Consider the following 21,693-nt stretch of genomic DNA (forward strand, 5'->3'; position numbering starts at 1 on the left):
ATCTGGCCAATGAAATATAACTACTTCCTTTTTATTCTGCTTTTTTGGGTATCGCTATCCTTTGGCCAATATAACTGGGAATTACTGAATCCAAAACCTTCCTACCGGAATAATCTCTCGATGGAATTTGTGTCGGCATCTCATGGATATATCGTAAACGGCTACCAGATACTTGAAACACAAGATGCAGGAATTACATGGTCGGTAAAGCAGCCTCTCTATGGGGCATCACTGATCAAAATTAAAAACGGATTGGGCTTTATAGTCGGAACTTTCGGCCTGGTATACAAGACAACGGACAATGGCCAGAATTGGCAACCCATGAACATTGGGACCACAATGAACCTTAACTCCGTGACCATTATTGATGACCAGCATATAATGATAAGCGGGGCGCTTGGTGTTTATATGTCGGAAGACGGAGGTACGACATGGGTTTTTCATCAAATTTCAAGCACATGGGAGCAGATAAATAAAACGGTATTCGTCAGTGAGTCTACAGGCCTGGCGTTCGGTTCCGGAGGAACTGTCCTCAAAACGACCGATTCCGGCCAAACATGGGTAGTCAAGGTAAGCGTAAATTATTTTCCGGCAGATTATATCACAGCCTATTTTGTCAACGAAAACCTCGGATTTGCCTCAAGGCAATTCGACGATTTGTACAGAACCACGGATGGAGGCGAAACCTGGACGGAAATCACAGGAACCGACATGGCAATCAATTGTTTCTCATTTGTAGACGAACTTCATGGATATGCCTGTGGCGAACTTGGAGCCGTTTATAAAACCGAAGATGGGGGCATAACCTGGAACAATATTTTTTTCCAGAACGGATATTACTATGGAACCGATATGTACGCTGTGCATTTCGCTGATGAAAATACCGGTTTTATAGCAGGTCTGAAAGGGATGATTCTCAAAACCGAAAACGGAGGAAGCTCCTGGCAGGCGTATTCCCCTACATATAACGATATTTCCAAAACAGTATTTACCGACTCTGAAACGGCTCTGGCCCTTGTTGGTAATTCTTTTTTCAGGACAGTTGATAATGGGGATACATGGAATTCCGTGGGGCCACCCCAAGTAGGAGCGAATACAAGGGACTTTGTGTTTATAAGCCCACAAATCGGCTATGCGGTCGGCGGTGGCGAGACGGGAACTTCGGCTGATAATAAAACGGTATATAAAACAATCAACGGAGGCAATACATGGACTATCCTGCCGCAGCTCAGCCCTACTTTTCATGACAATTTGTATTGCCTTGATTTTGTGGATGCAAGCACGGGCGTTGTAAGCGGAGGTTTCAACCAACCGTCAACGTGGCGGACTACCAATGGGGGAATGAACTGGACACAGGTAAATACGTTGCGGTTCGGAAAGATCAAGTTTGTGAGCCCGACTGTCGGATATGCAAAAAATACAGGCTTCAGTTTAGATAAGATCTACAAGACCACGGATGCAGGAATAACATGGGTCGAAATTTTCTCTACGGATGAAAGTATGGTGGATTTTGATTTTTCCGATGAAGACCATGGCTATTTTTCCGGGGACAATGCCATAATGTTCAAAACATCTGACGGAGGCGGGAACTGGGATCAGGTCACTGTTCCCTACGGCCATTATGAACGTATAAAAGTAATCGACGAGAACGTGGTTTTTGCCAGCGACAGTTATAACGGAAATCTCCGTCGCTCAACAGACAATGGGGAAACATGGGAAAGTGTGCTGAACATGAATGGCATCAGAAGCATTATGCATCATGGTTACGATATGTTCGTTTCAGGTGTCAATGGTGTCATTATGCGTTCCGATATCGGTATTCTTGGTGTGGAAGATAATATACCTGTTTCCGGCGAAAGTTTTGTCTTATATCCAAATCCTGCTTTTTCAATGCTCCATATAGGCAGCAGCACAGACAGTAATTTTAAAGATATAAAGGTGTACGATATGTGTGGAAGGCTACTCATTTCTACAGACGGGCAATGGCAGGAATTTACACTTGACGTATCATCCTTGTCCGCAGGCCATTATACATTGAAGTCTGAGACACAGGATGGCAGGACTTTCTCAAAGAAATTCATAATCAGAGACCATTGAGAAATCCCGCACACCTGATTGAATAAAAAATGGCACTTAATAGTGCCATTTTTATTGCAAAAGAATCGTTTACTTCAAATCAAACCGGTCTGCTTCCATGACCTTCACCCAGACGGTCACAAAGTCTCTCACGAATTTCTCTTTCGCATCGCCAGAAGCATATACTTCCGCGACAGCCCTGAGTTCAGAATTAGACCCGAATACAAGATCGGCACGTGTAGCCGTCCATTTGGCGACACCTTTCGCACGGCAGAATGCCTGATACGATTCTTTGTCAGGTGAAGTGGCTTTCCACTCATTGTTCATATCAAGCAGGTTGACGAAAAAGTCATTGGTCAGTTTGCCCGGATTATCTGTAAAGACGCCGTGTCTGGAGCCATCGTAATTGGTGTCGAGCACCCGCAATCCACCTACGAGAACCGTAAGTTCAGGCGCAGTAAGGTTGAGCAATTGGGCCTTGTCTATCAACAACGCTTCGGTCGGGGCGGACATATTGGTTTTGCGGTAGTTACGGAAACCGTCGGCAGCAGGTTCGAGATACCCGAACGATTCTACGTCGGTCTGTTCTTGTGTCGCGTCCATACGGCCAGCAGTGAACGGTACGGAAACCGCGAATCCGCCGTCTTTGGCTGCTTTTTCCACGGCCGTACTTCCGGCGAGGACGATGAGGTCGGCGAGCGATACTTTTTTACCGCCTGAAGTCTGTTGTCCGTTAAAGTCGCTTTGGATGGTTTCGAGTTTGGCCAGCACTTTCTGCAACTGGGCCGGATTGTTCACACGCCAATCTTTTTGGGGTGCTAAGCGGACACGTGCTCCGTTGGCGCCGCCTCGTTTGTCGGAACCCCTGAAAGTAGAGGCAGAGGCCCAGGCCGTAGATACGAGTTCAGATACGGTCAGGCCAGAGTCGAGGATTTTGGATTTTAACGATGTGATATCCGATTCTCCTATCAACGCATGGTCGACAGCCGGAATCGGATCTTGCCACAATAGTTCTTCTTTTGGAACGTCCGGACCGAGATAGCGTTCTTTTGGCCCCATGTCACGGTGCGTCAGTTTGTACCAGGCACGCGCAAAAGCATCGGCGAAAGCATCTGGGTTTTCAAGGAAACGGCGCGATATTTTTTCGTAAGCAGGGTCGAGGCGTAGCGATAAATCAGTCGTCAGCATCGTCGGCAGGTGCTTTTTGGAGCTGTCGTAAGCATCGGGGATGATGGCTTCTGCGTTTTTGGCGACCCATTGGTGTGCGCCTGCAGGACTTTTGGTCAGTTCCCATTCAAACGCGAACAGGTTTTCAAAGAAGTTATTGCTCCATTGGGTCGGTGTCTTGGTCCAGGTGACTTCAAGGCCGCTGGTAATGGTATCGGCTCCTCTTCCTGAACCGAATTTGTTATGCCAGCCAAAACCTTGCAGTTCAAGGTCGGCAGCTTCGGGCTCTTTGCCTACATTGTCGGACAGTGCGGCTCCGTGTGTCTTTCCAAACGTATGTCCGCCGGCGATAAGTGCCACCGTTTCTTCATCGTTCATGGCCATACGTCCGAAGGTTTCGCGTATGTCTTTTGCGGCGGCTATAGGGTCGGGATTGCCGTCCGGACCTTCAGGGTTTACATAGATAAGTCCCATGTGTGCCGCGGCAAGCGGTTGTTCCAGATTGCCTTTCGAATGGGTTTTGCCTGTGGCGTTTTCGTCGGAAGAAACGACTCCATGTCCATCGACGCCCGCGACTCCGTTTCGGTACCGGTCTTCGTTCCCGAGCCATTCGGTTTCGGCTCCCCAATAGACCGATTCATCGGCTTCCCATACATCGGCACGTCCTCCGGCAAAACCGAACGTCTTGAAGCCCATGGATTCGAGAGCGACGTTTCCGGTCAGGATCATAAGATCTGCCCAAGATATTTTTTTTCCGTATTTCTGTTTGATGGGCCACAATAGCCTGCGGGCTTTATCGAGGCTGACGTTGTCCGGCCAGCTGTTGAGTGGGGCAAAGCGCTGTAAACCGGCTCCACCTCCGCCGCGTCCGTCAGACACCCTGTAGGTTCCTGCGCTGTGCCATGCCATGCGGATAAACAATCCGCCGTAATGGCCAAAATCGGCAGGCCACCAATCCTGGGAATCGGTCATAAGCGCGTGCAGGTCTTTTTTGACGGCTTCTAGGTCGAGGCTGTTGAACGCATCGGCGTAGTTGAATCCGGCATCCATAGGGTCAGATGCGGGTGAATTTTGGCGCAGTATAGAAACCTTTAGCTGATTGGGCCACCAATCGTTATTGCGTGTTCCGCCGCCACCTACGTTCTGCTGATTGTGAAAGGGGCATTTGCTGATGTCATTCTCGTTTCCCATAATGATACATTGTGTTATTGATAATTATTTCTTGTCTGATTCGATCGAAAGTTAGTAAGATAGTTCAAGAAATGACAATTCTATAATTCTATGTGGGATAGGCAGAATTGATGACGACCGAAACATTTTGACATTTATGGAAGCAATCGTATAAACCGAGTCAATACATACAGGAGTACCTTTAGTAAGAAGAAATATAATAATCAATAAACCGAAAAAAAAAACGGAAATCATGAGAAAGATAATTTTAACAATGGGAGCGATATTGTGTTTTGGCGTACTATCGGCACAGACTGAAAAATCAAAAACGGCATCCTTGAAACCCCCAACTGAAAAGGAAAGAGCAAAAAGCGGCAACAAGATCAAAATTACGACGCCTGCGCCAACCGTTCCGGGAACGTCTGTCAAAGGTACACCAGCGCCGGGTACACCAGCGTCAGCGACAGCCAACGGAAGCAACAGACCGGCAGGAAGCACGCCGCCCTCTTCTGGTGTGAGTACGGGCACACCGCAACAAAATACACTGGGAACACCGGAGACGACCCCACCACCAACCAGATAGGAAAAGGCCCGCAGTTGCGGGCCTTGTTGTTTTAAAAAGAATGGGATGATACGGCTTCGAATGCTCTTGCTGTAACGGTTTCGGATGGCTCAAATGCCGTGCCTTCAATCCGGAAGGTCTTTACATGGGAAATTCCAATGAAGTTAAGGACGGCTTTAAGGTAAGGTTCGGTATAATCAAAGTTTTTATAGTCGCCTTCTGAAAAAATAAAACCGGATGCTATGGCAAGATATGCCTTGCGGCTGCTAAGTAATCCCTGTAAATGCCCATTTTCAAAGCTAAAGGTCTTACCGACTTTGACGACTTGGTCAATCCACGCTTTAAGTGCCGAGGGGATACCGAAATTGTACATAGGTGTATTGATGACGATGATGTCGGCTTCGAAAAGTTCGGCAATGGCATCGACAGCAAAATGCTGGGCTTCTATAATTCGCGGCGTTGCATTTTCTGCAGTCGCATAAAAAGCTTCGAGTTGCACCGCTTCCATATGTGGATAAAGTGTTTGTGTCAGGTTCCGCGTTTTGACGGTGCTTTCCGGATAGGTTTCGAGCAATTTTTGGATGACAAAACTTCCGAGTTGGTTGCTTTGAGATTCCTGTCCACGCGCACTGGATATGATATTGAGGATATTCATGTTGGTTTGTTTTTATTTCGATACAAACCTATTTATATTTGCTAACCGATGGTAATTAATAACCGATTGGTTAGCGATAACCAGCGGGTTAGTATCGGATAAAAACATTCAGAATGCTTAACAAAGAATCAAGTGGAGATTGTACGGTCAGCACCTGCCGCGCGAAGAACAGGGCGATAAAAGATGCCTTGGATGTGCTTAACGGAAGCTGGAAACTACAAATCCTCGTTTCCTTATCAGAAGGTACGAAACGATTCAAAGAGATTTCGCGTGAAGTGGAAGGTATAAGTGACAAGATGCTGTCGAAGGAACTCAAAGACCTCGAAATGAATCAACTCGTCACGCGTACGGTGCGCGATACATTTCCGCCGACGGTGGAATATTCGGTAACGGATCATGCGGCTACCCTGAAAGAAGTGATGATCGCCCTGAGTGAGTGGGGCATATTACATCGGAACAAGATTATCGGAAGCTGATCCAGGCTATTTTTTAACGATACTTCGGACGGAAACATAACTTCCATTACCGTTTATTCTTAAAAAGTAAACACCACTTTGCTTATCGGAAATATCGAGTGTCGCTTCCGTTGAGCCGATGCTTTTGGTAGCAAGCAATCTTCCCTGAACATCATATAGCGCTATCGATTCAATAACAGTGTCACTTTTCACGGTTATGTATGAATCGGCTGGATTTGGATACACGCTGACGGTAGTGTGGTTGAAACTTTCAGAATCCAACGACGGAGCACTGAACCGCATCAGAGCAAACGCGCGGTTTGAGCAAAAGTAGCTCGTCCAGCCACCCATAATGAGTTTGCCGTCGGGTTGCTGCACGATGGAAGATCCGTAATCATACGAATTCTCAAAGTCCGTTTTATAAGCGCCATTTACCCCGTAAGATGCATCGACGGAGCCGTCGGGATTGAAACGGACGCTACCGAAATCGTCGCCAATGTAACCGGCAAGTACGATTTTTCCATCAGGTTCGACAAGCATATCGGTACAAGAGCGATAGATTCCGCCTACGTTTTTGGTTGTAATGCCGGTTGTATTGAATGTTGTGTCCAGGGTCCCGTCGGCGTTGTATCTGACCGCCACAAAACTTAAGTTGGAATAGCCTGCCACCAGTATTTTTCCGTCGTTCAGGACTTCGATACAAGAAGGAGTGTCGGTAACCAGCGGCCCGCCGATATCGGTAGTTACAAAACCTCCGGTGCCAAAACCCGTATCCAGCGTTCCGTTTGCCAGGTATTTGAAAAAGCAGAAATCGCCATAACCGGAAGTGCTGTTTATGGCCGAAACCAGAATACTCCCGTCGGGCTGTACGGCAGAATTGGTAGCATACAGATAAGGTATTTCTTCCAGTTGGGTCAATACACGTCCGTTGGTGCCAAAAGTCGCATCGGGCAAACCATTCGCGTCGTATTTCATCATAAAGATGGTATTGGTGCCGAGAGCTCCCGTAACGATGATTTTCCCATCCGGAAAAAGTTCCATGGCGCGTGCCCACGGACTGTCCATGGCGACATCAGCAGAAACATTGGCTATTCCGTTTATTCCAAAAGTCGTATCTACGCTGCCTTCCGCTGTGTATTTTGCCACAAGCATGGTGCTGTTGTTTCTCCCAAGGACAAGGATTTTTCCGTCGTCGAGTACTTTGATCGTTGCCGGACTTCCGAAACTGCAGGTATAGGTTGAAGATACACGGCCGTTAACGCCAAAAGTCGAATCGAGAGTGCCATTGGTTTGATAGCGTAAAATGGTCATTTTACCGTTTGAAAAACCGAGGGCGAGAATTTTACCGTCCGTTTGCAGGGCAAGCGCATTCAGGGCGTCGACGTTCTGGCTTAATTCAGATACCACAATGCCGTTGGTACCGAAAGAAGTATCGATTACCTGTGAATTTGCTTTGTACAAATTCAACAGGATTGCAAGTATCAAAAGTAATTTTCGGTTCATGGGAGTAGCTTTAGGATAAATTATCTTTGGTAAAGCTAACATAAATAAGGTGTTACATTCTGATCGGATTATTATTTGGTGGAAATTAAGTAGTTGCCGAGTGCCCAGTCAGCTTCATTATTTTTTGCCTTTGGCAGTAATGATGCGGTATTCAGCCAAGATTTGTTACCGGGATTTACGGTTTGGCAGATTTGATTTATTGAAGCATCATTTATTATTCTTTGAACTATCTGAAAACATAAAAGCCGGCAACCGCCGGCTTTACAACTAACAAAATCGATCAATAAATTAAAAAGTAACCGTATTCACCTTACTCGTACCAGACGAAGTAAACGTTTTTTTCAAGGTTCCCGTAGCATAAGTCCCGCCTGTGTAAAGTCCCCATGTCGTGGTTCCGCCTACATAATTTCCACCTGTGTATGTACCGCCAAAGTAGATTTGGTATTCGGTGCTTTGGGCGAGTTCCGGACGAGAGAAGTGGAAGTAGTATGCACCGTTTTTCGGTTTGAAGGTCACCATTTCAGTTCCGTCCGATTTGCGGATGTGGAGCAGTGAAGTAGCGGCAAGCTGTGTATTGGATTTGATGAAGAAGCCAACCTGGGTCGAAGCGTTCCCAAAGTTTGGTGTCATCATGGAATTCGAACCGGCCGATATCAGCAGACCACCATTCATCAGGAACGTGCCGTTAAAGTCAAGGCCTTCCTCAGGGCCGTTCGTCGGGCCGTTCACAACGGTGGTTCCGCCTGATATGGTGATGTTTCCGTTGCTGTCGATGGCATCGTTTCCGGCCACAATGACGATGCCTCCGGTGATGTACAGGTGGCTTCCGTCGTTCGATTCCGTACCGCCTGTGACCGTTCCGTAAGTCGCATTGATACCGTCGTTAGATGCCGTAATGTTCGAGGTACCGCCGGCGAACGTGATGATTGGTGCTTCGACACCTTCACCGACACCTTGGGTTGCGGAAATGGCGCTGATGGTGTTTGTTCCGCCATTTACCGTTACCGAAGTATCGGAATGTACGCCGTCATCCGTAGAAGAAAACGTATTGTTTCCGTTGTTGATGGTAACGGCTCCGGCAGCGACAAGCGTTTTCGGGTGGCTGTAATCGGTACCTGAAACCAGGAAACGCGCGCCTGTTGTCGTAATGTTGAGCGTCGGGCTGCTTTCAGATGTGCCGATGGTGATGGTTCCGTCTGCCTTAAGTCCTTTTCCGCCTGTGCCTGAACTTGTCGTGGTGACATTGCCGCCGTTAATTGTTAAGTTGCCGTCTGCTGAAAATGCCGCCGAGGAATAGGAGTCGGTCGTTCCGGCTTCATTGGTATAAACGGCTCCGTTTCCGGCTGTGGTAATGGATATCGTTCCATTGTTGACGATAATATCCGTATCTGCCGAAAGCCCTTTGGTTCCTTTTGCGGTCGATGTTCCGGTTACGGTGATGGTTCCGCTGTTCACGGTGATGGTTCCATCTGCCTTGACACCGCTCGGATACGACGAATCGAAACCGCTGCCCGAAGCCGTAAGTACTGCAGTTCCGGAAAGATTCATTGTAGTTGTTCCTCCGTCGAATGTGACATTTCCATCGGCCTTGATTCCTTTTCCGGCATTTCCGGAATTGGTGATGGTGATTTCGGTATTACCTGAAATGGCAACATCAGTATCGGAAGAAATCGCCTTACCTTCAATTCCGGTGTTGGTAAAGTTGAATGTCCCGCCCGAAATGTTGATGTTGGCATCGGACGTAAAACCAGAAGTTGAGAACGTATCGGCTACACCTTCTGTATTCGTATATGAACCTCCGTTTCCGGCCGTAGTGACGGTAAAGTTTCCGCCTGATATGTTGATTTCGCCATCGGCGGAAAAACCTTTGCCGCCATCGGCAGCCGATGTACATCCAACGGTAATTGTTCCCGCGGTGACTATGATTTGTGCGTCAGATTTGAATCCGGTAGCGTAAGAAGGATCGAAGCCGCTGTCTTCGGCAGTAAGCACAGTCGCACCTGAGACGGTTATCGAAATGGTCCCGCCATTGACAAGTATATTCCCTTTGGAACTGATGCCTTTAGATTGGGCACCGGATACCGTTACCGTAATGCTTCCGCCGTCAATTGTCAGGGTGTTCGTACCCGTCTTGATTCCTTTTACATCAGCAGTCGTAGAGATGACGTTGATGGTGCCTGACGTAATCTGGACGGCTCCGTTTCCGGCATCGATACCATCGGCGAGTGATGTAATGTTCAGTGTTCCTCCAGTCATCGAATAGCCTTCTGAATGAAGTCCGTCCGATGTGGCCGAGGCAATCGTGGTCACGCCCTCTGCAATCGAAATGGTCGAAGAGGTGTTGATGCCGTGTTTCTTGATTCCGTTGACGGTTAATGCGCCTGAGTTTGAAATCACTATTGGGCCATCGGTAGTGATCGTCCCGTTTTTAGTGCTTGCCGTCCCGTCGGTCAGGGTGTTTGAAGTGCCCGGCGTTAGGAGGATGTTCATGGTTTTTCCTCCCGAGATGTTGAAGGCCGCACCACTGGGATTGGTCAGCGTCACATTGTTGAGGACAAGGTTTACGTCTTTATCGGTGGCCATGGTCAGGCTTCCGTTTGTCGTAGAACCTAATATGTTGTATTCGAGATTGTCGATGCCCGATGTGGCCGTCACAGCTACGGTTCCGGCATTGGCAGTGATGGTTACGCCGGCATCTGCATAGGGATTGATGATGGTGGCATTGTCTGATCCGTTGTAGATAATGTAGATTTTATCAAGGCTGACGGCCGATGTCGTGAAGGTAAGGCTGTCGACCAATGTTTTTTGCAGATCGAGCGTCGCAGTTACATCTGACAGTTTGAACTTCGCATAGGTATTGTCCAATTTGATGCTGTCGACCGAAGTCAGTTCCTTGGCAAATAGCACGTTACCAGAATTGTGGACCTGTATTTTTTGTTGTCCGAAAGAAACGTTCGCCAGCAAAGAAAGCAGCGCAATAAGAGATGTCTTTTTCATTTTTTGCTGAATTTGATGGTTACACCGTTAACCTGAACCAGATACAATCCGGCGGATAAGGCCGATACGTCGATGTCTTGTCCCGATTGGAAAACACCTTGAAGAATGCGTTGGCCTGTGAGCGAATAGATGCTGGTTTTGAGCTCTGTTGAAGTATCAGATTTGATCCGGATGCTTTCAGATGCGGGATTCGGATACAACACCAGGTTGTCCGTGTTCTGGCCAAAAGTCGTGGTGCCAAGTGCTTCGGAAAAAGTGACTTTACGGATGATGCTGACCGGAATGGTCGTAGGCGTGGTTCCCGCATCGGCCTTGACAAAAAGATTGTCGGCATCGAAATACAGTTTTCCGGCAGGTTGTACATTGAATTGTTGCTCAGTGCCGTCATAGTACGTAACCTTGACGCCAGTTTGTGCAAACAGGTGCGTGCCTAAAAGCAACAGCAGGAGACAGGTGATTCTTTGGGTTGTTTTCATATTTGCTTCGCGTTGAGTGGCTAAGGAAACAATTTCTTAACATTGGGTAAATAAATAGAGGTAAATGAGGTGATTGTCGCGGATTTTGGTTTTGAATCCAGAGATGTCCGTCAGTTTATTTTGTCCGCAAATGGAAGGAAAGAGGTGGTCTAACGATTTATAAACATCAGATTGGAAGGTTTTGCAGCTAAATGCTATCGGGAAAAAGCGGCTTAAGTAAAAAATAAAGCTAGCTTTTAATCACGGAAATCAGTTAATTTACATTTCATTCCCAGTGACTTGGCTTTAGTAAAGTTGTGTTTTTAGGAATGCCAGACAAACAACATCCATCTGCCATACAGACATAGAGGCAGATTTTATCCTTGTCGTACGATACATCGCAAATTAAAATATGGTTGCAAAATCGATACATGGAAATTCGATTACTTCAATAAAAACAAGCCTTGAAAAATTACGGGCCGATGGTTTTTTACCAACGCTTGCCATTACGTTCCAGTCCATAAAGCAGGATAGGGAGGCTTTACGCAATCTGTTTACAGCGGAAAACATAGATCTGATTGGCGCGACCTCATCCGGGGAATTCATAGATGGTCATCAAAGCGAAGGTGAAATTGCAATCCTGTTGCTCGATTTGTCGCGTGATTTGTATTCGATTGTATTCGAGCAGATCAAAGGCAGTACTATTATGGAAGCCGCCGACAAAATTTCCAAAGCCGCCTTGCAGAAATTTGCAAATCCGTCGCTTATAGTCTGTTCCACAGGAACCGATGCCAATGGTGAATTCCTCGATGCGGAAACCTTGGTACGCGCTATAGAAACCGGAATAGGCGCCCATCGTTATTTTTATGGCGGAATGGCCGGAGACGACATGACCTTCACCGGAAGCTACGTGTTCACCAACGAAAGACAAACTGACTGCGGCATCCTGGCATTAGTTCTCGATGCCGATAAAATACAAACCACCGGACAGGCCATTACAGGCTGGCAGAAAATGGGCCTTTCGAGGAAAGTGACCAAAAGCAGCGGCAACCTGATTTATGAGATCGATGGATTGAACGCGGTTGAAATGTATCTCAAATACCTCGGGAAATCGGCCAGTGTAGGAGATAGGGAATTCAAGGTTTTTGAGGAACTGGGTTTTACCTATCCGTTCATCGTGGAGCGCGACAGTAACGAAACGCTTCTCAAAACCCCATTGGAAATCGACCACGTTGAAAATGCCTTGCGAATGGATGTTGAAATGGCCGAAGGTGACAGATTCTGGTTCACCATGCCGCCCGATTTTGAAATCGTAGAAGAAATCATCCACGAAGCCAGTCAGTTAAAAAAGGATCAAGGTGACGCAGATGCGCTGATCGTGTTTTCGTGTGCTGGCAGACCGCCTGTCCTCGGGCCGTTGGTCACTTCTGAAAACGATGGGTTGGCCGAGGTATGGAACAGCCCTATGGCCGGATTTTTCACCTATGGCGAATACGGCCGCGCCAAAAATGGCAAGCAACATTTTCATTCCGGCGCGTGCTGCTGGGTGGCATTAACGGAGAAATAAAGAGCTATGAAAGCAAAATCACTACACGGCAATTCGGCTCAGGAAATTCAGGATGGCATACAGAACGCTACTTCCGATGGATTCAAACCTTCATTAGCCATAGTCTTTATTGCAAAGACACAAGACCATGGAGCACACCTGAAAATTTTCAATGACGCGGGAATCCCGGTTTTCGGGGTTTCGACCAACGGAGAGTATATAGACGAAAATACGTTCACCAATAGTTGTGCGGTCATGCTTTTTGATTTGGATCCGGCCTATTTCCGTATTTCGTTTGCAGAATTCGAGGAAGGTGACTACAGGGGAACTTCGCGAAACATCGCTCAAAAAGAACTGGAACACTTTGCCAATCCCGCTTTCCTCATTTCGTGCAGCCACAGCCATACCGATGCAGAGGCAGTGCTTCAGGGTTTCTCCGATGTCGCTGGCCCGGACGTGAACGTGTTCGGGAATGTCGCGGGAGACGATTGTACTTTTGAAGGTGGTTTTGTGTTTACGAATCATATCAAATCTGAAAGTGCCTTGATGGTGTTGACATTCGATGGAGATCACATTGACATGAAAGGGCGTGCGACGTGTGGTTGGCATGCCGTTGGAACCGTGCGCACCGTCACAAAAAGCGAAGGCAATCATGTGTATACTGTTGATGACATTCCGGTTCTCGACCTTACGGCCAAATACGGCGGCCTTGAAAATGTAAACCCGGAAAATGAAAAGCTGTTTTTTGAGATTGCAGCCACACTACCATTGCAGTTACAACGCGAAAAAGGCGATCCGGTGATGCGGCCGGGTTTGGTGATCGACTGGAACGACCGTTCGTATTACTGCAGCGGATCGGTGCCACAAGGCAGCAAAGTGCGGTTTTCGGTTCCGCCTGATTTTGACGTGGCCGAAAAGGTTATCAAATCTGCCCAAGACTTAAAAGATACTGAAATACCCAATGCCGATGCCATAGTTGTGTTCAGTTGCGTCGGTCGTTTCCTTGCTTTCGGACCTATGATCAATATGGAAATAGAAGGCATCAAAAATGTATGGGACGTGCCTATGGTGGGCATGTTTTCCAATGCAGAGCTAGGTCGGGCAACAGGCGGGAATCTCGAAATGCACAATCTCACAGCTGTCGTCATCGCCTTAAAGGAGAAATAAATGAACGTGAACCTGCAACGTATGTCTGAAATTATCAATCTGCCGGAACTGTCGCCTGAGCTAAGGTTGGAATTGGAAAAGCTGATAAAAGCTACCGATAAAGAGCTTGAGATTGCGTTGTTCAAACTCGACCGTACCGAAAAAGTCAAACGGACCACGGCAATTCTGCTCGAAGAAACCATCGAAGAGCTCGAACTGAAACGGAAAGCCGTTGAAGATTCGAACCTGGCGCTGCAAAAGTCGCTTGAAGAACTAAAGGCGACACAACAGCAACTGATCCAGTCTGAAAAGATGGCATCATTGGGTGAACTGACGGCCGGCATCGCCCACGAGATACAGAATCCGCTCAATTTCGTGAATAATTTTTCAGAAGTGTCGATGGAACTTTTCGATGAGATTACAGAGGAAAGAAACAAGAAGCAAGAAGCAAGAGATGACGGATTGGAAGCGGAGATTTTGGCAGATATCAGACAGAACCTCGAAAAAATAAACCACCACGGAAAACGGGCTGATGCCATTGTCAAAGGCATGCTCGAACATTCGCGCTCCTCGGCGGGAGAAAAACAACCGACGGATATCAATGCTTTGGCAGATGAGTTTTTGCGCTTGGCTTATCACGGACTTCGGGCGAAAGATAAGAGTTTCAATGCGATACTGAAGACTGATTTTGAGGAAAGCATCGGAAAGGTCGAAGTGGTTTCACAAGACATCGGACGCGTTATCCTGAACCTGCTCACGAATGCTTTTTACACGGTAAACCAAAAGAAGCAACGGAATCCTGAAGGCTATGAGCCGACGGTTTCCATCGGAACCAAAAAAACTGGGAATCAGGTTGAAATCACAATCTCCGACAACGGGAACGGCATTCCGCCATCTGCAATCGATAAAATATTCCAGCCGTTTTTTACGACGAAACCTACGGGTGAAGGAACGGGGCTCGGGCTTTCGTTGGCGTATGATATCGTGAAGGCGCACGGCGGGGAACTTTATGTGGCATCCGTCGCCGGAACAGGAAGCACATTTACAATCAAGCTGCCTGTGCAATGAAGAAAAGTATTATAGTATTGATGCTGGGTTTTCTGACTATGGGTTACGGTCAGAAAAAAGCATTGGTTGACAGTCTGAAAACGGAACTTCGGTCGGCTGGTTCGGATACTACCAGAATACAGGAAATGATAGGTTTAGGGCAGGCCTATTCCTTATCGAAACCGGATTCAGGCTTTTACTTTATCGATAAGGCGCTGGACTTGTCCGAAAAAATGGGCTATAAAAAGGGGAAGACCCATTCGTTGGTTCTCAAAGCTTTTCTGAATCGGGAAATCGGCAACCTGGCACAAGCCCTTGATTTTGCATTCAAAGCGCAGGCATCGGCAAAGGAAAATAATCTGCCTCTTTTTGAAATGCGGGCGTACAATTCACTGGGTATCATATATCTGGACCTCAACGATTACCAAAAGGCGATTTACTATTACCATAAGGCGCGTAGGCTGGCCATTGCCCAAAACCGGCAAGAGAACATGTATGGATTAGATGTGAATACAGCGGGTGCCTTTATCCGGATGGGCGTTCGGGATTCGGCATCATTTTATCTGGAACGTGCCAAAAGAGAGCAGAAACCCAATCAATCAACGGATGTTTTTTTCATCCGCAACCTCGGAAGTTTTGAAGCCCTGACCGGAAACTATAACAAGGCTCTGGCGTTTTATGACCGGGCTTTGGATGCTTCTGTCAAAAACGGTGATTACAGGAATGTCGCTTCCACCTGCAATAGAATTTCGCGGGTCTACGATCTCAAAAAACAACCTGATTCGGTCATCGTATTTGCCAATAAAGCTTTGGAAGCCGCCAGGAAAGGGCCTTTTCGCATCATGATACTTGAATCGGCGGGCATTTTGGCTCAGGCTTATGAAAGCAAAGGCGATTTTAAAAAGGCCTTCGAAATTCAAAAGCTCAAAGAACAAACCCAGGAGGAACTGTATGGCACCAACAACATTAAATCTATTCAGGAGGCCATCTCGCGTGAACAAAAGCGGGCCGATGAATTGCGACAGAGTCAAATTTCGTATGAAAACAGAATCAGGCAATATGCACTGATTTTCGGGCTGTCGGTAATGCTGATCGTGGCGTTGTTGCTGCTGCGGAATAACCGGCAGAAACATAAATCGAATACAAGACTGAGTGAACAAAAGCAAAAGCTGCAAACCGCGCTTGGTGAACTTAAAGCTACCCAATCCCAGTTGGTCCAATCGGAAAAAATGGCTTCTTTGGGAGAACTCACCGCCGGAATTGCCCATGAAATCCAGAATCCGCTCAATTTCGTGAACAATTTTTCAGATGTGTCGATGGAGCTTCTCGATGAGATTTCAGATGAAAGAAGCAAGAAGCAAGAGGCAAGAGATGACAGATTGGAAGCGGAGATTTTGGCGGATATCAGACAGAACCTCGAAAAAATAAACCACCACGGAAAACGTGCCGATGCCATTGTCAAAGGCATGCTCCAGCACAGCCGCGCCTCGTCAGGTGAAAAAGAACCTACCGATATCAATGCGCTGGCCGATGAATACCTGCGCTTGGCCTACCACGGATTACGGGCAAAAGATAAGTCTTTCAATGCCGACCTGGTGACGCATTTTGATCCGAATCTGTCGAAAATAAATGTGGTCGCCCAGGACATTGGACGCGTTTTACTCAATTTATTCACCAATGCTTTTTATGCTACAAATGAACGGCATAAAAGGGAGAAAGATGATTTTAAGCCTCAGGTGACCGTATCTACTTTGTTACATGACGGCAACATTGAAATTCGCGTCAAAGACAACGGTACCGGAATTCCGGATAATATAAAAGACAAAATCCTGCAGCCGTTTTTTACCACAAAACCCACAGGTGAAGGAACCGGACTCGGACTTTCATTGAGTTATGAAATCGTGGTCAAAGGCCATGGTGGGAATCTGTCTGTTGAAAGTAGCGAAGGAAATGGTAGCGAGTTTATCATAGCGCTTCCGATATGATGAAACAGGGATTTTCTATATGCGGGAATACTAGTAATGATCAAAGTGAAAGCATCTGATTTGTACTGTTTTAATAAATTTTGAAGTCGAAAAAATACTTGAGATTATTCAGTTAATTCCGCTATATTTCGACTGTTAAAAAAATCTATATTTTTACATTCGCTTAAAACCAAACAAACACGCTCTTTAATGAAAATAAAATTACTTTTAACAACTTGCCCGCTCTTATTTATTGCCGCTGCAGGGTTTGGGCAAACGCTGCAGAATACGCAAATCAGGGGTTTTTCTGATGTTACGGCCGGATACAACAAAAAGGTGTCGTTCGGTTTTGGGGAACAGGATCTTTACATCACATCAGCCATTACCGACAGGATTTCTTTCCTTGGGGAAACGGTTTTCAAGTATGACGCTACCGAAAACACCCAATTCGGGGTCAGTATCGAAAGGGTCATCATAACCTACAACCTTAAAGACAACCATAATCTTGTGATGGGTAAAATCCACACGCCTTTGAATTATTGGAACGACACCTATCACCACGGACGGGTTTTGTTCCCGACCATTGACAGGCCGTTGCTGTTTTCACAATCGATTATCCCATTGCACACAGTGGGACTTGGGTTTGAAGGACGCAATATGGGCAGCGCAAAATTCGGATATAACCTTTTTGTGGGGAACGGATTGGGTTCTTCCGACGTTGCCGATAACGACAAAAACAAATCGGTTACCGCCGCAGTCCATATCAAACCGGCCGACAGGCTCAGATTGGGACTTTCGTATTATTACGATGTGATCTCTGCCGGAGCCAGCGTACACGGAATGGAAATGGACCATCAGGTGAACCAGCATTTGATTTCCGCTTCGGTTTCAAGATTCGGGAAAAAGTTCGAACTCCTTGCCGAAGCCACTGCCGGAATCAACCATACCGATACCACAGGAACAAAAACAACAATAGCCGGTTATGCATACGCGGGCTATAAGATCAAGGAAAAATATGTCCCTTATGTGCGTTATGACAATTTGCATTACCAAACAGGGGAAATGTATTATATGAAGAACAACACCCAATCTTTCGTGGTAGGTTTTCGCTATGAAATAAGTTACCTGGCTGTCGTAAAGCTCGAATATCAGCACCTGGACTACGAGTTCGGAAGCAATGTAGATAAAATAACCGCACAATTCGCTATTGGTTTTTAGTATGGAAAGGACAAGCAAACTCAGCTATATATTCTCAGGCAAAAGTGCATTCCTGAAATATGGATTTATCATGGGATGTCTTCTTTTTGCTATGCAAGGCAAGGCACAGACACTTACGGCTATAGGCAATGTTTCCGGAACGCCGTCAGATATGAAACAATCGGAACTCAAAGCAGTACTCATGGGTGAAACCCAACGGTGGAAAAGCGGCAAACGAATTGTAATCGCGCTCATGAAAACCAATACGCCTCTAGGAAAGACCACATCGTCAAAAATCTACGATATGTCCGGAGACGAGCTCAATAAATACTGGCTGTCACTGGTTTTTCAAGGCAAGGCACAGGCACCTGTATTCTTTACATCGGTTACCGAATTGCAGAATTTTGTGGCACAGAATCCGGGAGCCATAGGAATCATTGATAAACCGGTTGCCAATGCCGAAGTCAGGTCGGTCATGATTGATGGAAAATCTTCGTTCTAAAATGGTTTCAAAAAGGTTTCGGACGGCTATATTTGCTGTAAAGCACACTACGGCATGCGTTTAAATCTCAAAACAAAGATCTGGCTTACAATCTGTTCGATTGTATTTATGTTTTCGTTTTTTACGTTGTACTATTTTCCAAAGCAACAAGGTACTTTGCTCGTAAATAATTATGAGAATGAAGTCCAGAATCTGGCAAATACCGTTGCATTAGGAGTCAAGATTGCCATCAACGAACAAAATTTCGAAGGCGTTCAGACGGCCATGGAATTCGTAAAAGGCGATCCGAGGCTGCAGTTTATCAGTATGCTTCAGTCTGACACGATTTGGAACAAAAAGCACGATAAATTCCAGCTTAAACAAACCGTGTTCAAGACGTTTCCGGAAAACCAGCACCTGAGCGCGGCCATCACTTCGAACGATTCCCTGATTGTAAAAAAAGCAGATTTTTCTACCGGAATGATGTCAGGAGCCATATTGCTGGGTTTCAATACGAACGGAATCGAGGCAAGCAAGGCGAAAATCAAGCATACATCAATCATCGTCAGTACCCTGGTATTGCTATTCGGGATACTGATAGGGCTTTGGCTCGCACGGACCATTTCAATTCCTGTACTGGCGTTGCGCGATGCGGCGCGGAAAGTTGGGGAAGGCGATTTGAACCAGAAAATAAAGCGGGTACAAAAGAACGAAATCGGTCAACTCGAAAAAGCGTTCAACAAAATGATCGACGATCTGGAGAAAACGACGAACGCCCTCAACGAGAAGAATGTTGCCTTGTCGAATACCAACGACACCCTCAATCACACCATGATCGAGCTCAAGAATACGCATGCGCAATTGATCCAGTCAGAAAAGATGGCGTCTTTGGGAGAACTGACAGCCGGAATCGCCCACGAAATCCAGAATCCGCTCAACTTTGTCAATAATTTTTCCGAGGTCAGTATGGAGTTGATAGAGGAGGTTAAAGAGGAAAGAAGCAAGAAGCAAGAGGAACGCGACGAAATACTTGAAGTCGAGCTTTTGGAAGATATTTCAAGGAACCTGGCCAAAATCACCCATCACGGCAAACGCGCCGATGCCATCGTAAAAGGTATGCTCCAGCATTCACGTACCACGTCGTCAGAAAAAGAGCCGACCGATATCAACGGATTGGCAGATGAATACCTTCGGCTGGCCTATCACGGTTTGCGGGCCAAAGACAAATCGTTCAATGCAACCCTGAATACGGATTTCGATAAAACGATTGGCAAAGTCAACATGGTTCCGCAAGACATCGGGCGCGTGGTGCTGAACCTGATAACGAATGCGTTTTATGCTGTCGATGAAAGGAAAAAGCAGGGCTGTGAGCCATTCGAACCGACACTTACGCTTACTACAAGGAAAAAAGGCGATACCATTGTAATTTCTGTGAAGGACAACGGAAACGGAATTCCGCAATCTATTCTCGATAAGATATTCCAACCTTTCTTTACGACTAAGCCGACGGGTCAGGGAACAGGTCTTGGCTTGTCGCTGGCTTATGATATCATAGCGGCCCACGAAGGCAGATTATCTGTAGAAACCAAAGAAGGCGAAGGAACTGAATTCCATATTGAGCTTCCGGTGTAATAGCGTTGATCATCAATCGGGGAAGAATCCGTCACGGTCATTTGAAAGTAGCCAGAGAATCAGGAAAAGGAAATTTATTCACGATTCTGTTACCAAACACAATATGAGATTATATATTCTGACGCTGCTGATCTGCGTTTTTGGAGCAAACCTGTTTGCCCAGGAAGCAACGGTGGTCATATCTGACAAAGACTTCAATGAAAAAGGAGCATTCCGTATAAGTGAAAAAGAAGGCTGGATCTATAAAGCCGGAAATGTTCCGGATGCATCGGCAGTAAATCTCGATATAAAAGGCTGGAGTAAATTCAGGCCGGCCGAATTATCGGGTAATGATTTTGACAAAAATGGCAGGTTTGAAGGTTGGTTCCGGATAAAAATCAGGTTTAAAAATCATCTCGGCTTTATTCCGCCTGGTGTGGGTAACCTGACCTGGAATGCGATGGAAGTTTTTGCCAACGGTAAGAAAATTGCCGATTTTGGTAAAATGGGAACTGACAGCGAATCTTTCCGTGAAAATTCATCGGCCCGTAAACTTCCCATACAGACCAACCTGCAGCCAGATTCGACTTATGTCATCGCATTGCACGTAGTTGAATATTACGATCCTTTTGCCTCGGAACAGCAGCTTAAATCCGGGAATAAGAATCCGGAGATATTCTATTTTACCAATACTGCCAATACGGACTTAAATATCTCTTTCTGGCCCAGGCATACGTTTTACGACGGGCTTTTGACGGCCGTTTCGGTTACGTTTTCACTGTTGTTCTGGATACTTTTCCTTTTGAACAGACGGGAGAAAAACCTGATGCATTTTGCAATCGGCTGTACGTTCCTTGCTATGCTGTCCGTTTGCGTGGCGGTTTCAAGTCTCAGGGATGTAGGTTATGTGGCTTACGCCATCCTTAATATTTTGGCAGTAGCTGCCATATTCAGTTATGTGAATTACATACCCATAATTCTTGCGCGGGTTTTCAACCGGAAAATCTCGAGGTCATTAGGGATTTTCATGATTGTCATGTATGTTTCCCTGGTGACAGGATATGTGTTCAAAGTCAACTTCATCCTTTATTTGGGGATTATTCCATTGCTTATTGCCATATATTATCTGTTATCTTCCTGGAGCCGGCTCAAGGGAAGCCAATGGGCGATTGTGTGGGGATATATCCTGTCGTTTATTTTCCTGATTGTGTATGTATGGACGTCTTCCCTGGGAGTCGTTGACAGATACAAAATGCTCTTTGTACTGATATATACTGTCGGCCCGCCGTTAGGAATGCTGATCCATGTTACGGTACGATTCGGGGAAATGATGAAGGAAGTCCGTGTCAATGCAGAAGAGATTGTCCGGTTGTCAGACGAAAAAAGGCAGCAGGCGCTCAACCAACAAAAAATACTTGAAGCCGAAGTGGAAAAACAAACGGCTGAATTGCGCTCGACGCTGACCGATTTAAAAGCGACCCAATCCCAGCTGATCCAGTCTGAAAAAATGGCATCTCTGGGCGAACTCACAGCCGGAATCGCCCATGAAATACAGAATCCGCTCAATTTCGTGAATAATTTCAGTGATGTTTCCATGGAGCTTTTGGATGAGATTTCAGAAGAAAGAAGCAAGAAACAAGAAGCAAGAGATGACGGATTGG

15 protein-coding genes and 1 pseudogene are annotated in these 21,693 nt (G+C 46.3%); 11 read left to right on the forward strand and 5 right to left on the reverse strand.

The genetic code is table 11. The features are described from left to right. Positions 1-9 precede the first annotated feature (9 nt). Entirely contained in the window at positions 10-2,097 is a 2,088-nt protein-coding gene (locus G6047_RS00905) for a YCF48-related protein (RefSeq protein WP_169525513.1), read from the forward strand. A gap of 69 nt (positions 2,098-2,166) precedes the next feature. On the opposite strand, the gene katG is transcribed toward G6047_RS00905, so the two are convergent. Then, positions 2,167-4,434 (reverse strand): catalase/peroxidase HPI, encoded by a 2,268-nt coding sequence (gene katG / locus G6047_RS00910; RefSeq protein ID WP_169525515.1) that lies wholly within the window; start codon positions 4,432-4,434, stop codon positions 2,167-2,169. Between the two features lie 232 nt (positions 4,435-4,666). Here katG and G6047_RS00915 point away from each other — a divergent pair, with 232 nt between their 5' ends. Then, on the forward strand, positions 4,667-4,996 hold the full coding sequence (locus G6047_RS00915; protein ID WP_169525516.1) for a hypothetical protein: 330 nt from the start codon (positions 4,667-4,669) through the stop codon (positions 4,994-4,996). Positions 4,997-5,027: 31 nt separating this feature from the next. On the opposite strand, the gene G6047_RS00920 is transcribed toward G6047_RS00915, so the two are convergent. Further along, on the reverse strand, positions 5,028-5,630 hold the full coding sequence (locus tag G6047_RS00920; protein ID WP_169525518.1) for an FMN-dependent NADH-azoreductase: 603 nt from the start codon (positions 5,628-5,630) through the stop codon (positions 5,028-5,030). Positions 5,631-5,743: 113 nt separating this feature from the next. Here G6047_RS00920 and G6047_RS00925 point away from each other — a divergent pair, with 113 nt between their 5' ends. Continuing rightward, positions 5,744-6,106: a winged helix-turn-helix transcriptional regulator gene (locus tag G6047_RS00925; RefSeq protein WP_169525520.1), complete on the forward strand. Its 363-nt coding sequence runs from the start codon at positions 5,744-5,746 to the stop codon at positions 6,104-6,106. A 6-nt stretch (positions 6,107-6,112) separates the two neighbouring features. Here the strand turns inward: G6047_RS00925 and G6047_RS00930 are convergent, their stop codons facing one another. From G6047_RS00930 to G6047_RS00940, 3 genes are all read right to left on the reverse strand, one after another. Continuing rightward, positions 6,113-7,588, reverse strand: coding sequence for a T9SS type A sorting domain-containing protein (locus G6047_RS00930; RefSeq protein WP_169525522.1), 1,476 nt, complete (start codon positions 7,586-7,588; stop codon positions 6,113-6,115). A 288-nt stretch (positions 7,589-7,876) separates the two neighbouring features. Then, positions 7,877-10,585 (reverse strand): carbohydrate-binding domain-containing protein, encoded by a 2,709-nt coding sequence (locus G6047_RS00935; RefSeq protein ID WP_169525524.1) that lies wholly within the window; start codon positions 10,583-10,585, stop codon positions 7,877-7,879. Continuing rightward, positions 10,582-11,061, reverse strand: coding sequence for a T9SS type A sorting domain-containing protein (locus tag G6047_RS00940; RefSeq protein ID WP_169525526.1), 480 nt, complete (start codon positions 11,059-11,061; stop codon positions 10,582-10,584). The genes G6047_RS00935 and G6047_RS00940 overlap by 4 nt, the downstream gene beginning before the upstream one ends. Positions 11,062-11,452: 391 nt before the next feature. On the opposite strand from G6047_RS00940, the gene G6047_RS00945 reads away from it, so the two are divergent. The 8 genes and pseudogenes from G6047_RS00945 to G6047_RS16730 form a co-directional block, all read left to right on the forward strand. Then, positions 11,453-12,607, forward strand: a complete 1,155-nt coding sequence (locus G6047_RS00945) for an FIST signal transduction protein (RefSeq protein ID WP_169525528.1) — start codon at positions 11,453-11,455, stop codon at positions 12,605-12,607. A gap of 6 nt (positions 12,608-12,613) precedes the next feature. Further along, entirely contained in the window at positions 12,614-13,753 is a 1,140-nt protein-coding gene (locus G6047_RS00950; RefSeq protein WP_169525530.1) for an FIST signal transduction protein, read from the forward strand. Between the two features lie 21 nt (positions 13,754-13,774). Next, the gene (locus tag G6047_RS00955) at positions 13,775-14,800 is read left to right on the forward strand and encodes a sensor histidine kinase (RefSeq protein ID WP_235946473.1); all 1,026 of its coding nucleotides are present in this window, start codon (positions 13,775-13,777) and stop codon (positions 14,798-14,800) included. Then, positions 14,797-16,764, forward strand: a complete 1,968-nt coding sequence (locus G6047_RS00960; RefSeq protein ID WP_169525534.1) for an ATP-binding protein — start codon at positions 14,797-14,799, stop codon at positions 16,762-16,764. The genes G6047_RS00955 and G6047_RS00960 overlap by 4 nt, the downstream gene beginning before the upstream one ends. 189 nt (positions 16,765-16,953) lie before the next feature. Further along, on the forward strand, positions 16,954-17,961 hold the full coding sequence (locus tag G6047_RS00965; RefSeq protein ID WP_169525535.1) for a hypothetical protein: 1,008 nt from the start codon (positions 16,954-16,956) through the stop codon (positions 17,959-17,961). Between the two features lies 1 nt (position 17,962). Then, complete coding sequence (locus G6047_RS00970) at positions 17,963-18,442, forward strand: hypothetical protein (RefSeq protein ID WP_169525537.1); 480 nt, start codon at positions 17,963-17,965, stop codon at positions 18,440-18,442. Between the two features lie 108 nt (positions 18,443-18,550). Further along, positions 18,551-20,053, forward strand: a complete 1,503-nt coding sequence (locus tag G6047_RS00975) for a sensor histidine kinase (protein WP_211165353.1) — start codon at positions 18,551-18,553, stop codon at positions 20,051-20,053. Positions 20,054-20,156: 103 nt separating this feature from the next. Further along, a pseudogene (locus tag G6047_RS16730) lies at positions 20,157-21,693 on the forward strand (hypothetical protein); the annotation flags it as partial.

The organism is Flavobacterium silvaticum, from assembly GCF_012911565.1.
Lineage (GTDB): Bacteria > Bacteroidota > Bacteroidia > Flavobacteriales > Flavobacteriaceae > Flavobacterium > Flavobacterium silvaticum.